Origin of the sequence: Allostreptomyces psammosilenae, assembly GCF_013407765.1 — a bacterium.
Lineage (GTDB): Bacteria > Actinomycetota > Actinomycetes > Streptomycetales > Streptomycetaceae > Allostreptomyces > Allostreptomyces psammosilenae.
In genome coordinates this window covers 768,245-782,126 of record NZ_JACBZD010000001.1, presented here as the reverse complement: position 1 = coordinate 782,126, position 13,882 = coordinate 768,245, and the positions used below count along the sequence as shown (strand labels likewise).

At 74.1% G+C, this 13,882-nt stretch carries 14 protein-coding genes; 10 read left to right on the top strand and 4 right to left on the bottom strand.

The window, feature by feature from the left end; all coding sequences use genetic code 11:
- Window positions 1-80: 80 nt before the first annotated feature.
- Window positions 81-1,562 (top strand): rhamnulokinase, encoded by a 1,482-nt coding sequence (locus tag FHU37_RS03070; RefSeq protein ID WP_179812679.1) that lies wholly within the window; start codon window positions 81-83, stop codon window positions 1,560-1,562.
- Between the two features lie 63 nt (window positions 1,563-1,625).
- Here FHU37_RS03070 and FHU37_RS03065 read toward each other — a convergent pair whose 3' ends face one another.
- Complete coding sequence (locus FHU37_RS03065; protein ID WP_179812678.1) at window positions 1,626-1,859, bottom strand: metallothionein; 234 nt, start codon at window positions 1,857-1,859, stop codon at window positions 1,626-1,628.
- Window positions 1,860-2,145: 286 nt separating this feature from the next.
- Between FHU37_RS03065 and FHU37_RS03060 the strand changes: the two genes are divergently transcribed.
- Window positions 2,146-2,382 (top strand): FitA-like ribbon-helix-helix domain-containing protein, encoded by a 237-nt coding sequence (locus tag FHU37_RS03060; RefSeq protein WP_179812677.1) that lies wholly within the window; start codon window positions 2,146-2,148, stop codon window positions 2,380-2,382.
- 40 nt (window positions 2,383-2,422) lie between these two features.
- Here FHU37_RS03060 and FHU37_RS03055 read toward each other — a convergent pair whose 3' ends face one another.
- Entirely contained in the window at window positions 2,423-2,875 is a 453-nt protein-coding gene (locus tag FHU37_RS03055; RefSeq protein WP_179812676.1) for a MarR family winged helix-turn-helix transcriptional regulator, read from the bottom strand.
- Window positions 2,876-3,123: 248 nt separating this feature from the next.
- On the opposite strand from FHU37_RS03055, the gene FHU37_RS03050 reads away from it, so the two are divergent.
- The 7 genes from FHU37_RS03050 to FHU37_RS03020 all read left to right on the top strand — a co-directional run bounded on the left by FHU37_RS03050 (window position 3,124) and on the right by FHU37_RS03020 (window position 11,024).
- A complete protein-coding gene (locus tag FHU37_RS03050; RefSeq protein ID WP_312892738.1) occupies window positions 3,124-4,182 on the top strand; it encodes a substrate-binding domain-containing protein in 1,059 nt (352 codons plus the stop codon).
- A gap of 328 nt (window positions 4,183-4,510) precedes the next feature.
- Entirely contained in the window at window positions 4,511-5,758 is a 1,248-nt protein-coding gene (gene urtA / locus FHU37_RS03045; RefSeq protein WP_179812675.1) for an urea ABC transporter substrate-binding protein, read from the top strand.
- A 137-nt stretch (window positions 5,759-5,895) separates the two neighbouring features.
- Entirely contained in the window at window positions 5,896-6,798 is a 903-nt protein-coding gene (gene urtB / locus FHU37_RS03040; protein WP_179812674.1) for an urea ABC transporter permease subunit UrtB, read from the top strand.
- A complete protein-coding gene (gene urtC, locus FHU37_RS03035; protein ID WP_179812673.1) occupies window positions 6,795-7,946 on the top strand; it encodes an urea ABC transporter permease subunit UrtC in 1,152 nt (383 codons plus the stop codon). Before urtB ends, urtC begins: the two co-directional genes overlap by 4 nt.
- Complete coding sequence (gene urtD / locus FHU37_RS03030; protein WP_179812672.1) at window positions 7,943-8,749, top strand: urea ABC transporter ATP-binding protein UrtD; 807 nt, start codon at window positions 7,943-7,945, stop codon at window positions 8,747-8,749. Before urtC ends, urtD begins: the two co-directional genes overlap by 4 nt.
- Window positions 8,749-9,441, top strand: coding sequence for an urea ABC transporter ATP-binding subunit UrtE (urtE, locus tag FHU37_RS03025; protein WP_179812671.1), 693 nt, complete (start codon window positions 8,749-8,751; stop codon window positions 9,439-9,441). The genes urtD and urtE overlap by 1 nt, the downstream gene beginning before the upstream one ends.
- A gap of 143 nt (window positions 9,442-9,584) precedes the next feature.
- Entirely contained in the window at window positions 9,585-11,024 is a 1,440-nt protein-coding gene (locus FHU37_RS03020; protein WP_179812670.1) for an RtcB family protein, read from the top strand.
- A gap of 86 nt (window positions 11,025-11,110) precedes the next feature.
- Here FHU37_RS03020 and FHU37_RS03015 read toward each other — a convergent pair whose 3' ends face one another.
- Window positions 11,111-11,581, bottom strand: a complete 471-nt coding sequence (locus FHU37_RS03015; protein ID WP_179812669.1) for an archease — start codon at window positions 11,579-11,581, stop codon at window positions 11,111-11,113.
- Window positions 11,578-13,311 carry a DNA polymerase/3'-5' exonuclease PolX gene (gene polX / locus FHU37_RS03010; protein ID WP_179812668.1) on the bottom strand — a complete coding sequence of 578 codons (1,734 nt, stop codon included), beginning with the start codon at window positions 13,309-13,311 and terminating at the stop codon, window positions 11,578-11,580. Before polX ends, FHU37_RS03015 begins: the two co-directional genes overlap by 4 nt.
- Before the next feature lie 149 nt (window positions 13,312-13,460).
- Between polX and trxA the strand changes: the two genes are divergently transcribed.
- Window positions 13,461-13,853 (top strand): thioredoxin, encoded by a 393-nt coding sequence (trxA, locus tag FHU37_RS03005; RefSeq protein ID WP_179812667.1) that lies wholly within the window; start codon window positions 13,461-13,463, stop codon window positions 13,851-13,853.
- The last annotated feature ends 29 nt before the right edge of the window (window positions 13,854-13,882 follow it).

Sequence of the window (13,882 nt, the reverse complement as noted above, 5' to 3'; positions counted from 1 at the left end):
CCTTCGCTGCTTCCGCTCTCCGAGCTTTCCCCATCCGAGCTCTCCGCCCCCGCCCACTCCACGCCCCCGCGAGGTGTCCCGTGTCCGCTTCCGCTCCGTCCGCCTTCGCCGCCGTCGACCTGGGTGCCTCCAGCGGGCGCGTCGTCGTCGGCCGGGTCGGCGCGGGCACCCTGGACCTGACCGAGGTGCACCGCTTCCCGAACACCCCGGTGCGGCTGCCCGGCGGCCTGCACTGGGACATCCTGGCCCTGTACCGGGGGGTGCTGGAGGGCCTGCGGGGCGCCGCCGCCGGGCCGGACCCGATCGCCTCGATCGGCATCGACACCTGGGCGGTGGACTACGGCCTGCTGGACGCCGACGGCCGCCTGCTGGGCAACCCGTACCACTACCGCGACGCGCGCACCGACGGCGTCGCCGAGCGGGTGTGGGAGCGCGTGCCGGCCGCCGAGCTGTACGCCGTCACCGGGCTGCAGCACCTGCCGTTCAACACCGTCTACCAGCTCGCCGCCGCCCGGGACACCGCCCAGCTGGCCGCCGCCCGCACGCTGCTGCTCGTCCCCGACCTGCTGACCCACTGGCTCACCGGCAGCGTCGGCGCCGAGGCCACCAACGCCTCCACCACCGGCCTGTACGACGCGGTGGCCGGCACCTGGTCCCGGGAGCTGCTGGACCGCCTGGAGCTGCCGGCCGCGCTGCTGCCGCCGATCCGGCGCCCCGGCGACCCGGCCGGCACGCTGCTGCCCCAGGTCGCGGCCGAGACCGGCCTGCCGGAGAGCACGCCGGTCACCGCGGTCGGCTCGCACGACACCGCCTCCGCCGTGGTGGCCGTCCCCGCCACCGACCCCGACTTCGCGTACATCTCCTGCGGCACCTGGTCACTGGCCGGCCTGGAGCTGTCCGCCCCCGTGCTCACCGAGGAGTCGCGGGCCGCGAACTTCACCAACGAGCTGGGCGTGGACGGCACCATCCGCTACCTGCGCAACGTCATGGGGCTGTGGCTGCTCCAGGAGTCGCTGCGCACCTGGGCCGCGCGCGGGGAGCAGCACGACCTGCCGGAGCTGCTTGCGGCGGCCGAGGAGGCCGAGCCGTTCCGCTCGGTGGTCGACCCGGACGACCCGGTCTTCCTCAAGCCGGGCGACATGCCGGCCCGGATCGCCGACTGGTGCCGCGAGCACGGGCAGCCCGTGCCCGAGACCGCCCCGCAGGTGGTGCGGTGCGTCGTGGAGAGCCTGGCCCTGGCGCACCGGCGCACGATCCGCGAGGCGGCCCGGCTGGCCGGGCGGAAGGTCTCCGTGGTGCACGTGGTGGGCGGCGGCAGCCGCAACGCGCTGCTGTGCCGGCTGACCGCCGACGCCTGCGGCCTCCCGGTGGTCGCCGGCCCGGTGGAGGCCACCGCGCTGGGCAACGTGCTGGTGCAGGCGCGCGCCGCCGGCGTCGTCGGGGACCTGGCCGCGATGCGCGCCCTGGTGGCGGCGACCCAGCCGACGACCCGCCACGAGCCGTCCGTGGATCCGGCCACCGAGGCCGCCTGGGCCCGCGCGGAGGCCCGGGCGTTCGGCTGACCTCCCGCGGGGGCCGACAGACCCCCGGGCGCGGGCGCGGCCGGGCGCCCGCGCCCGGCCCGCTCAGGCGTGGTCGACGAGCTCGCGGTGGCCCTTCTGCCGGGCGCAGTGGGCGCAGCAGAAGAACTCGCCGCCGGCCTCCATGCCGTGGCCGAGGATGCGGCAGTTGCAGTTGTCGCAGATCGGCGCCATCCGCTGGGCCGCGCACTCCAGGCTGTCGAAGACGTGCGTCGCCCCCGCCGCGCGGACCTCGAAGGACATCGCGTAATCGTTGCCACAGACCTCACACGCGGCCACGGACCACCACTCCTCACGCTGTCTCGGCGCTCGCCTGGGTCGCTGGGCGGGGCGCGGCGGCGAGCGGGCCGGCCCTGTCCGCCAGCATCGCCCGCCCACCGCCCGCCGGCCCGCCGCGCACGGCCGAACCGCTCCGCTCGGCCCACCCCATTCACTCCAAGGAGGCGGACACACAGGGGCGAGCCCCCGTGGAGGCGAGCGCCCCCGCCGGCGGCGCCCCCGCCCGACCCGCCGGCAATCGCGAGAGCGCAAGCATTCCGCAGGCGCTGGGGACTACAAAGCTCGCATGCCTACCATCCACGTCCGCGACGTCTCCGAGGACACCCTCACCATCCTCAAGGCCCGTGCCGCCCGAGCGGGCCAGTCGCTCCCGGCCTACGTGCGGCAGCTTCTCGACACCGAGGCCGCCACACTCACCTGCGAGGAGGCCGCCGAACGGGCCCGCGCCGTCGCCGCTCGCTCCAAGGTGACGGCCGACGACGTCACGGAGGCCATCACTGGGACGCGCGAGGCCCGTACGTGATCGCCCCGGACGCCTCCGCCATGGTCGAGTCGGCCGGGACTCAGCGGGTGGGGGTGGCGGGTTCTGCTTCCAGAGCGTCGACGAGGCGGGTGAGGAGTTCGGTGAGCAGCTCCTGGTCGCTCTCGCCGACCGGCAGCCCCGCCCAGCTGGCCCGGACGGCGGCGTCGATCCGCCGGCACAGCTGCTCGCCGCGCGGGGTCAGGTAGGCGCGGATGCGGCGGCGGTCGAGGGGGTCGATGCGGCGGTGCACCAGGTTCTGGTCGACCAGTTGGTCGACCAGCTTGGTCAGCGTGGCCGGGGGCAGGAAGGCGTGGTCGGCGATCTCGGTCATGTGGTGGCCGGCGCCGTCGGCGAGGAGGCTGAGCACGCGCCACGCGTCCAGCGAGTGGCCCTCGGCGTCCAGGACCGCCCGCACCCGGCGGGCCAGCAGGCGCTCGGCCCGGGTCAGCAGCGTGATGGCGTGCTGGGGGTGACGCCGCGACGAGGTCGGCATGTCCCTCCTCGATCCGGTGGGCGCCCGGATGTCCTCCAAGGCCCCGTTCATGGTACAGACGGGTCACGGTTGGCGGCAGGGGATGGAGATGTCCGCGCCCGGCGCGACAGCATGGCGGCGTGCCCGGATCGAACCCGTACGCCCACCCGGTCGGCCCCGTGCCCGCCTCCCCGAACACCGGGGCGGGGCCGCGCGGCGCGGACCCGCGCCCGCGCCCGGAGGACTGGTTCCGGGCGGACGACTCGACGGTGTCGGTGGCCCTGGTCTTCCCGATGCAGGGCCCGGCGGGCATGTTCGGGCCGACCTGCGAGCTGTGCGCCCGGCTGGCCGCGGAGGAGGTCAACCGGGCCGGCGGCGTGCTCGGGCGTGAGCTGCGGCTGGTGCCGGTGGACGGCGGGGCGAGCCCGGACCGGGTGGCCGCCGAGGTGGAGGCGCTGGTCTCGGTGGGCGCGGTGCACGGGGTGACGGGGTGGCACATCTCCTCGGTGCGGCGGGCGCTGGCGCCGCGGGTCGCCCACCGGGTGCCCTACGTCTACACGGCGCTGTACGAGGGCGGGGAGCGCACCGAGGGGGTGTTCCTGACCAGCGAGACGCCGGCCGACCAGCTGCTGCCGGCGATGCGGCTGCTCGCCGGGGAGCGGCGGGTGCGCGGCTGGTTCGTGGTGGGCAACGACTACGTCTGGCCGCGCCGCACGGCCGAGGCGGCCCGGCGGTACGCCCGGCGGTGCCGGGGCCGGGTCGTCGGGGAGTGCTACCTGCCGCTGGGCACCGGGGACTTCTCCGGGGCGCTGCGGGCGATCGAGCGTTCCGGGGCGGACGCGGTGATCATGCTGCTGGTGGGCAGTGACGCGGTGCGGTTCAACCGGGCGTTCGCCGCGGCCGGGCTGGACCAGCGGTGCCTGCGGCTGAGCACGCTGATGGACGAGAACATGCTGCTGGCCAGCGGGGCGGCGGCGACCGGCGGCCTGTACAGCACCGCGGGGTTCTTCGCCTCGCTGGCCACCCAGGAGAACCTGGACTTCCACGGCCAGTACGCCGGGCGGTTCGGCGTGGAGGCGCCGCAGCTGGGGAGCCTGGGCGAGTCCTGCTACGAGGGCGTGCTGCTGCTGGCCGCGCTGATCGAGCGGGCCGGGACGCTGGACGTGCGGGCGATCGACGCCGCCGCCGGGGCGGTCTGGTACGAGGGGCCGCGCGGGCGGCTACGGCTGAGCGGCCGGCACGTGCGGCAGCGCGTGTACCTGGCCGAGGCGGACGGCCTGGAGTTCACCGTGGTGGCCGAGCTGCCCACCCCGGTCGGCTCGCCTTGACAGAGCTACGTCAGGTCACAATACTTCCTGTGGGAAGTAACTGATTCCCCCACAGACCCGTACCCGAAAAGCCGCGGCATGGCGGACGACACCGTCGTCCGCCATGCCGCGGCTTTTTTGCTTTCCCGCCGCGCCGGGGGAACGTCAATTCTGACGGAAACACCGTCTTAAGGGTCGTGAAACCACCGGGAAACAGTGGTTGCCGACTCTTTGTCTGTCATTCGGGCACCGCACACGCGTGTTTCCCCCGATCGCCGGCTCCCCAACGCTGTGGCGCCTTCGGCAGGCCCTTGTCATCCCCGCTCCCCGCGAAAGCGTTGGAGGTTCGATGTTCACGAAGCACCGTCGCCGGCTGGCGGCCTGCGCCGCCGCCATCACCGCCGTGGTCGCCCTCTCCTCGTGCGGCGCCCGAACGGACGACGCCACCGCCCCCGGGGCCGGGGTCAGCGCGGACACCTCCGGCGACACCGTCAAGGTCGGCCTGCTCAACTCGCTCTCCGGCACCATGGCGATCAGCGAGGTCACCGTCCGCGACTCGATCACCCTGGCCATCGAGGAGATCAACGCCGCGGGCGGCGTGCTGGGCAAGCAGATCGAGCCGATCAGCGAGGACGGCGCCTCGGACTGGCCGACCTTCGCCGAGAAGGCGGAGAAGCTCATCCAGGAGGACCGGGTCGCCGCGGTCTTCGGCTGCTGGACCTCGGCCAGCCGCAAGGCCGTGCTGCCGGTCTTCGAGGAGAACGACTCCCTGCTGTTCTACCCGGTGCAGTACGAGGGCCTGGAGCAGTCGCCGAACATCTTCTACACCGGCGCCACCACCAACCAGCAGATCGTGCCGGCGCTGGACTACCTGAAGAGCCAGGGCACCGAGTCGCTGTACCTGGTGGGCAGCGACTACGTCTTCCCGCGCACCGCCAACAACATCATCAAGGCGTACGCCGAGGCGAACGGAATGGAGATCCTGGGCGAGGACTACGCGCCGCTCGGCTCCACCGAGTTCTCCACCATCGTGAACAAGGTCAAGGCCTCCCAGGCCGACGCCGTGTTCAACACGCTGAACGGTGACAGCAATGTCGCCTTCTTCAAGGAGTACACCTCCGCCGGCCTGACCGCCGAGGCGATGCCGGTGTTGTCGGTGTCCATCGCGGAGGAGGAGGTGGGCTCCATCGGGGCCCAGTACCTGGCCGGCCAGCTGACCGCCTGGAACTACTACCAGACCACGCCGGGCGCCGCCAACGAGGCCTTCGTCGAGGCGTACCGGGCCCGGTACGGCGCGGACAAGCCCACCAGCGACCCGATGGAGGCCGCCTACACCTCCGTCTACCTGTGGAAGGCGATGGTCGAGGCCGCCGGCTCCTTCGACGTCACGGCGGTGCGGGACGCCGCCGACGGCATCACCTTCGAGGCCCCCGAGGGCACGGTCACCGTCGACGGAGCCACCCAGCACGTCTACAAGACCGCCCGGATCGGCCGGATCGGCGCCGACGGCGTGATCACCGAGGTGTGGAACTCCGGCGAGCCCATCAAGCCGGACCCGTTCCTGGAGGGCTACGACTGGGCCTCCGGCCTGTCCTGACCGGCGGCGACGCCCCCGGCGGGGCGCGGGTGGGGGCGGGCGGCACGACCGCCCGCCCCCACCGCCCCTTCCCCCCTGACCGCCCGTCCGCCCGCCGCCCGACCGCCCGACCGCACCGATCGCGGAGGTACCACCCAGTGACGGTGATCCTCAGTCAGCTCTTCACCGGCGTCTCCATCGGCGCCGTGCTCCTGCTCATCGCCCTCGGCCTGGCCCTGACCTTCGGCCAGATGAACGTGATCAACATGGCCCACGGCGAGTTCATCATGGCCGGGGCCTACACCACCTACGTCCTCCAGGGCGTCATCACCGACGCGGGCCTGTCCCTGCTGGTCGCCCTGCCGGTGGCGTTCTTCGTCTCCGGGGCGATGGGCGTCGCGCTGGAGGCCCTGCTGATCCGCCGGCTGTACGCCCGACCACTGGACACCCTGCTGGTCACCTGGGGCGTGTCGCTGATGCTGCAGCAGCTCGCCCGGGACCTCTTCGGCGCCCCCAACGTGCAGACCCGCGCCCCCGAGCTGCTCACCGGCAACGTGACCGTGATCGACTCGGACGGCGGCGTCGACCTGGTGCTGGCCAACAACCGCCTGTTCATCCTGGCACTGGCCGTGCTCGCGGTCGCCGCCCTGACCGTCCTGCTGCGCGCCACCCCGCTCGGCCGGCGGGTCCGCGCCGTGGTGCAGAACCGCGACCTGGCCGCCGTCTCCGGCATCCCCACCGCCCGGGTGGACCGGACGACCTTCTTCATCGGATCGGGCCTCGCCGGCGTCGCCGGGGTCGCGCTGACCCTGCTCGGGCCGATCGGCCCGACCATGGGCACCAACGTCATCATCGACGCCTTCCTGGTCGTCGTGGCCGGCGGCATCGGCCAGCTCAAGGGCAGCGTCATCGTGGCGTTCGTGCTCGGCGTGCTCCAGTCGACCCTGGAGTACACCACCACGGTCAGCGTCGCCCGGGTGCTGGTCTTCGTCGCCATCGTGGCGTTCCTCCAGTGGCGGCCGCAGGGCCTGTTCACGCTGCGCACCAGGAGCCTGGCATGACGCTGACCACCGACCCGTCCGCCCCGACCTCCCCCACCCCGCCCGCCGCCGGCACCCGGCCGGACCGCCCGTCGTGGCGCGGCTGGCTGGCCACCCCCTCCCGCTCGCGCACCGCCGCCGGCTTCGCCCTCGGCGCGCTGCTGCTGTTCGCCGTGGCGCCGCTGGCGCTGACCGACTTCCGGCTCAGCCTGCTGGCCCGCTACCTGTGCTACGCCATGGTGGCCGTGGGCATCGGCCTGGCCTGGGGCCGCGGCGGCCTGCTCACCCTCGGGCAGGGCGTCTTCTTCGGCCTGGGCGGCTACGCGATGGCCATGCACCTCAAGCTCGCCGACGCCGGCCCCGGCAACCTGCCGGACTTCATGGTGCTGTACGGCCAGATGGACGAGCTGCCGCTGTGGTGGCGGCCCTTCGCCAACCCGGTCTTCGCGCTCGCCGCGACCGTACTGCTACCGATGGCCGTGGCCGCCGTGCTCGGCACCCTGGTGTTCCGCCGCCGGGTCCGCGGAGCCTACTTCGCCATCCTCTCCCAGGCGCTGGCCGCCGCCCTGGCCATCCTGTTGATCGGCCAGCAGGCCACCACCGGGGGCACCAACGGCCTCACCGACATCCAGGGCTTCTTCGGCTACGACCTGGACGACCCGATCAACCAGCGGATGGTGTACTTCATCATCGCCGGCTGCCTGCTGGCCCTGCTGGCGCTGGTCCGCCAGCTGATGTACAGCCGCTACGGCGAACTGCTGGTCGCCGTGCGCGACGCCGAGGAGCGGGTGCGCTTCCTCGGCTACGACCCGGCCAACGTCAAGCTGGTCGCCTACGTGGTCGCCGCCGGCATGGCCGGCCTGGCCGGCGCGCTGTTCGTCCCGGCCGTCGGCATCATCTCCCCGGCGCTGATCGGCATCGTCCCCTCGATCGGCTTCGTGATCGGCGTCGCCGTCGGCGGCCGGGCCACGCTGCTCGGCCCGGTGCTCGGCGCCATCGCCGTCTCCTGGGCGCAGACCTCGCTGTCCGAGGAGTTCCCCGCCGCCTGGACCTACTTCCAGGGCCTGCTGTTCGTCCTCGTGGTGGCCTTCCTGCCGGGCGGCCTGGCCTCGCTGGCCGGCGTCGTGCGCCGCCGCTCCACCCGCACCAGCTCCGGAGGGACCGGATGACCGACACCACCACCGACGGCCTGCGCGTCCGCGACCTGCGGGTGGTCTTCGACGGCTTCGCCGCCGTGGACGGCGTGGACCTCACCGTGCCCTCCGGCGACATCCGCTTCCTGATCGGGCCGAACGGCGCCGGCAAGACCACCCTGGTCGACGCGGTCACCGGCCTGGTCCGGGCGAGCGGATCGGCCAGCTTCGCCGGCCGGGAGCTGCTCGGCCGGCCGGTGCACCGGATCGCCCGGATGGGCATCGGCCGCACCTTCCAGACGGCCACCGTGTTCGAGGAGCTCAGCGTGCTGCAGAACCTCGACATCGCCGCCGGAGCCGGCCGCGGCCCGCTCACCATGCTGCGCCGCCGCTCCTCGGTGCCGGAGAACGTGGCCGAGGCGCTGGAGACCATCGGGCTGGCCGACCGCCGCGACCAGCCGGCGGGCACCCTCGCGCACGGCCAGAAGCAGTGGCTGGAGATCGGCATGCTGCTGGTGCAGGACGTGCGGCTGCTGCTGCTCGACGAGCCGGTCGCCGGGATGAGCCACGAGGAGCGCGACGCCACCGGCGAACTGCTCGGCGTGGTCGGCCGGGGCCGCACCATCGTGGTCATCGAGCACGACATGGACTTCATGCGCGCCTACGCCCGCTCCGTCACCGTGCTGCACGGCGGCAAGGTGCTCAGCGAGGGCACCGTGGCCCAGGTGCAGGCCGACCCGCGGGTGCAGGCCGTCTACCTCGGCGAGGCGACCACCGACGACCGGGCCGGCGACGGGGCGGCCGCGGGCGCCGCCGGCGCCGCCGCCAAGGAGGCGTGATGCTGCAGATCGACGGGATCCAGGTCGGCTACGGGCGCAGCGTGGTGCTGCACGGGGTGAGCCTCGACGTCCCCGCCGACGGGGTGGCCGCGGTGATGGGCCACAACGGCGCCGGCAAGTCCACCCTGCTGCGCGCGGTCATCGGCCTGCTGAGGCCCCGCCAGGGCAGCGTGCGGCTGGACGGGGAGGACGTCACCCGACTGGCGCCGCACGAGCGGGTGGCCCGCGGCATGGCCTACGTGCCGCAGGGCCAGCAGAGCTTCCCGCACCTGACCACGGCGGAGAACCTCCAGCTGGTGGCGGACGGCCGCCGGGGCGGCCGGGAGGCGATGGCCGAGGCCCTCGACCTCTTCCCCGCGCTGCGCGGCCTAATGGGGCGGCGGGCGGGCCTGCTCTCCGGCGGCCAGCGCCAGCAGCTGGCGATCGCCCGCGCGCTGATCACCCGGCCGCGGCTGCTGCTGCTGGACGAGCCCACCGAGGGCATCCAGCCGTCGGTCGTCGCCGAGATCCAGCAGACCGTCCTGGCGCTGACCGCCCGCGGCGGCCTGTCGGTGCTGCTGGTCGAGCAGCACGTGGGGTTCGCGCTGCGGGCCGCCGAGCGGTACTACGTGCTGGAGTCGGGCCGGGTGACCTCCACGGGCGCCGGCGGCGCCGGCGCGGAGCAGGCCGTCCGGGCCGCACTGGCGGTGTGACCTCCGGCCCTCCCCCGGGGGCGGCCCGGCCCGCCGCCCGGGTGGGCCGGGCCGGCCGTCCGGGTGTAGGCCGGGCCGCACGGGGCAGCAGCGTGCGTCGACGGTTGCCATGACGGCGCCCCCGAGGACGTTGGGATGAGGTCATGCACCACCACGGCGCCCCGCCGCTGGACCTGGTCCAGGCCGGACCCTACGAGTTCCGGCTGGAACGCCTGGGCGCGATGCGGGTCCCCGGTGTCGTCTTCGCCTCCCGCGAGCTGCTGCCCGAGGGGGGTGACGAGGCGCTGCGGCAGGTCGCCGACGTGGCGACGCTGCCCGGCATCGTCGTCGCCTCCTACGCCATGCCGGACGTGCACTGGGGCTACGGCTTCCCGATCGGCGGCGTGGCGGCCACCGACGTCGACGACGGCGGCGTGGTCTCCCCCGGCGGGGTCGGCTTCGACATCTCCTGCGGGGTGCGGCTGCTCGCCGCCGACCTCGACGCCGCCGCGCTGCGCCGGGTGATGCGCCCGCTGATGGACGGCCTGGGCCGGGTGATCCCGCGCGGCGCCGGGCGCGGCGCGGTCTGGCAGGTGTCCGGGCGGCGTCAGCTGGAGGCCGTGCTGGCCGGCGGCTCGCGGTACGCCGTCGAGCAGGGCCACGGCGGCGAGCGCGACCTGATGCGCTGCGAGGACGCCGGCGCGGTGGCCGACGCCGATCCCGAGCAGGTCAGCGCACGGGCCATGGAGCGCGGGCTGGGCCAGGTGGGCAGCCTGGGCGGCGGCAACCACTTCCTGGAGGTGCAGCGGGTAGACGAGGTGCCCGACGAGGCCGCCGCGGCGGCGTTCGGGCTGCGGCCCGGGCAGGTCTGCGTGATGATCCACTGCGGGTCCCGCGGCCTGGGCCACCAGATCTGCACCGACCACGTCCGGGCCATGGAGGCGGCCATGCCGAGGTACGGCATCGAGGTGCCCGACCGGCAGCTGGCCTGCGCCCCGGTCGCCTCCCCGGAGGGCCGCGCCTACCTCGGGGCGATGGCCGCGGCGGCCAACTACGGCCGCGCCAACCGGCAGCTGCTCGCCGAGGCGGCCCGCCGGATCTTCGCCGACGCCGCCGGAGCCACCCTCGACCTGGTCTACGACGTCTCGCACAACCTCGCCAAGCTGGAGACCCACCGGGTGGACGGGGCGGACCGCCGGCTGTGCGTGCACCGCAAGGGCGCCACCCTGGCGCTGCCGCCGGGCCACCCCGGGCTGCCGGAGGACCTGCGGGCGAGCGGCCAGCCGGTGCTGATCCCGGGCACGATGGGCACCTCCTCCTGGGTGCTCACCGGCGTCCCCGGCGGGCGCGCCTTCCACTCCACCTGCCACGGCGCCGGCCGCCGGCTGAGCCGCCACCAGGCGATCAGGACGGTGGGCGGGAAGGAGCTGCGCGCGCGGCTGGAGTCGCGCGGGATCGCGGTGCGCGGCGCCTCCTGGCGGGGGCTGGCGGAGGAGACGCCGGACGCCTACAAGGACGTCTCCGCCGTGGTGGAGGCCGCCGAGGGCGCCGGCCTGTGCCGGCGGGTGGCCCGGCTGACCCCGCTGGGCGTGGTCAAGGGGTGAGCCGGCGCCGGTCAAGGGGTGAGCCGGCGGCCCGGGGGTGCGGCCGCGGTCAGGGGGTGCGTCGGTCGGCCCGGCGCGGTGGCCGCTCAGACGTCCACGGTGACCGCGCAGGACCAGCGCGGGCCCTCGGCGCCGATCCGCAGACCGTGCAGCGCGACGCCCTTCGGGGCGGCGCCGACGATCTCCACGGCGTCCGTCCCGGTCACCGCCAGCCGCAGTTCCAGGCCGCCGTCCACGGCCTCCACCTCGGCGTCCACCGGCACCTCGTCGAAGGCGTCGAGCCGGTAGACCACCTCGTCCAGCACGGCCAGCAGCACGTCCTGGGCGGTGCCCTCCTCCACGGAGACGGTCACGCTCCGGGCCGGCTTCGCCGTCGCCAGGTCCGCGAACGACTCCACCAGGCCCAGCACGGCCTGGGCGACGCACTCCTCCCGGGTGGGCGCCCAGGCCTCGATCCGCACGTCGGCGGTGTGCGGCAGGCTGCGGTGCCCGCGCTCGCCGTCCGCCGACCCGCCCGCGTCCGCGCCGGGACCGTCCGGCCAGTCGTCGGTGCTCATGCCGCCCTCGCCCCCTCCTTGCGCAGGAAGCCGCGCAGCCGGCGCAGCGACCAGGTGTTGATCACGTCGTCCTTGGTGAGCCAGCCGCGCTGCGCCGTGCCCACCCCGTAGCGCAGGTACGGCAGGTGGAGGGCGGCGTGCGCGTCGCTGTCGACGGCGAACTTCACCCCGTGCCGCCTGGCCCGCATGATCTCCTCGTCGGGGAGGTCCAGCCGGTCCGGGTGGGCGTTGATCTCCAGGGCGGTGCCGGTGCGCGCGCAGGCCTCGAAGACGGCGTCCAGGTCCGCGTCGATGCCGGGGCGCCGGCCGATCCTGCGGCCGGTGGGGTGGCCGATGACGTGCACGTGCGGGTTCTCGCAGGCGCGCACCAGCCGGCGGGTCTGCGCCGCCCGGTCGAGGTCGAAGTAGGAGTGCACCGAGGCCACGCACAGGTCGAAGCCCTCCAGGAACTCCCCGGGCCAGTCCACCCCGCCCTCGGCGTCGATGTTGAGTTCGGTGCCGTGCAGCAGCCGCATGCCGCGGTGCCTGCGGTCGAGTTCCCGCACCCGCTCGCGCTGGGCGAGGATCTTCTCGTCGGTCATCCGCTGCATGTAGAGGTTGGGGGCGTGGTCGGTGACCGCGTAGTAGGCGTAGCCGCGTTCCGCCGCGGCGGCGACCATCTCCTCCAGCGGGGCGAGCCCGTCGCTGAGGTCGGTGTGGGTGTGCAGGTCCCCGCGGATGTCCGTGGTGCGGACGAGTTCCGGCAGTTCGCCGCGGAGCCCCGCGGCCACCTCGCCGCGGTCCTCGCGCAGCGTCGGCGGGATCCAGGGCAGGCCGAGCCGGGCGTAGACCTCCTCCTCGGTCTCGGAGACCACCACGTCGCCGCTCTCGGCGTCGAACAGGCCGTACTCGGAGAGCTTGAGCTGGTGGCGGACGGCCATCTCGCGCAGGCGGATGTTGTGCGCCTTGGAGCCGGTGAAGTACTGCAGGCCGGCGCCCCAGGAGTGCGGCGGCAGCACCCGCAGGTCCACCTGCACGCCCCTGGTGGTGCGCACGGAGGTCTTCTTCTCCCCGCCGGCGATGACCTCGGCGACGCCGGGCATCCGGGTGAACGCCTCCATGAAGGGCGCCGAGCGCTCGGCGGCGACGAGGACGTCGAGGTCGCCGACGGTCTCCCGCATCCGGCGCAGCGAGCCGGCGTAGCCGCAGCGGACGCAGCCGCGCACGCCGGAGAGCTCGCCCACGATCTCCTCGGCGAGGTCCGTGGCGGTGCTGAGCAGGATCCGGTCGCCGGCCTGGCGCAGCAGCTCGACGCCGTGCAGCAGCCGTTCCTCGGTCTTCTCGCCGAAGCCGCGCAGGTCGCGCAGCCGCCCCTGCTTGATGGCGTCGACGAGCTGGTCGACGGAGGAGATGTGCAGGTCCCGGTAGAGGGTCATGGCCTTCTTCGGGCCGAGGGTGGGGATGGCGGTGAGTTCCCGCACTCCCGCGGGGACGCGCGCCCGGGCCTCCTCCACCATGAAGATCGTGCCGGTGCGCAGGTACTCGGCGACCTTCTCGGCGATCGACCTGCCGACGTTGGGGATCTGCCGGAGGCCGTCGACGTCGAGCTCGGCGACGTCGGCGTGGTAGCCGCCGATGGCGCGCGCGGCCTTCTCGTAGGCGCGCGCCTTGAAGGCGTCACCGCCGGTGATCTGCACCAGGTCGGCGTACTCCGCGAGGAGCGCTTCCACCTCGTCGTTGCGGCGAGCCATAGGGCCAGTCTAGGCAGCGGTACGCGAGGAATGTCCATATTTGTCGGGCGATGGTGCCGGGGAATCGCCGGTCGGGGAATGCCACGGCCCCGGCGCCCGTTCCACCCGGGGAACGGCACCCACGCCGCCCCGCAGAGAGGGAGCCCCGCATGAGTACGGTCGAGCTCACCACGGACAACTTCGAAGAGGTCGTCGCCGGCAACGACTTCGTCCTGATCGACTTCTGGGCGAGCTGGTGCGGACCGTGCCGGATGTTCGCCCCGATCTACGACCGGGCCGCCGAGCGCCACCCCGACCTGGTGTTCGGCAAGGTGGACACCGAGGCGCAGCGCGAACTCGCCGCCACCTTCGAGATCACCTCCATCCCCACCCTGATGATCGTGCGCGACCGCGTGGTGGTCTTCGCCCAGCCCGGCGCCCTGCCCGAACGCGCCCTGGAGGACGTCATCGCGAAGGCCCGCGCCCTGGACATGGACGAGGTGCGCAGGTCCATCGAGTCGCCGCAGGCGGCGCCGGAGCAGTCCCCGGAGCCGCTGGCCTGAACCGGCCGGGCGCGGGACGACGCCCGAGG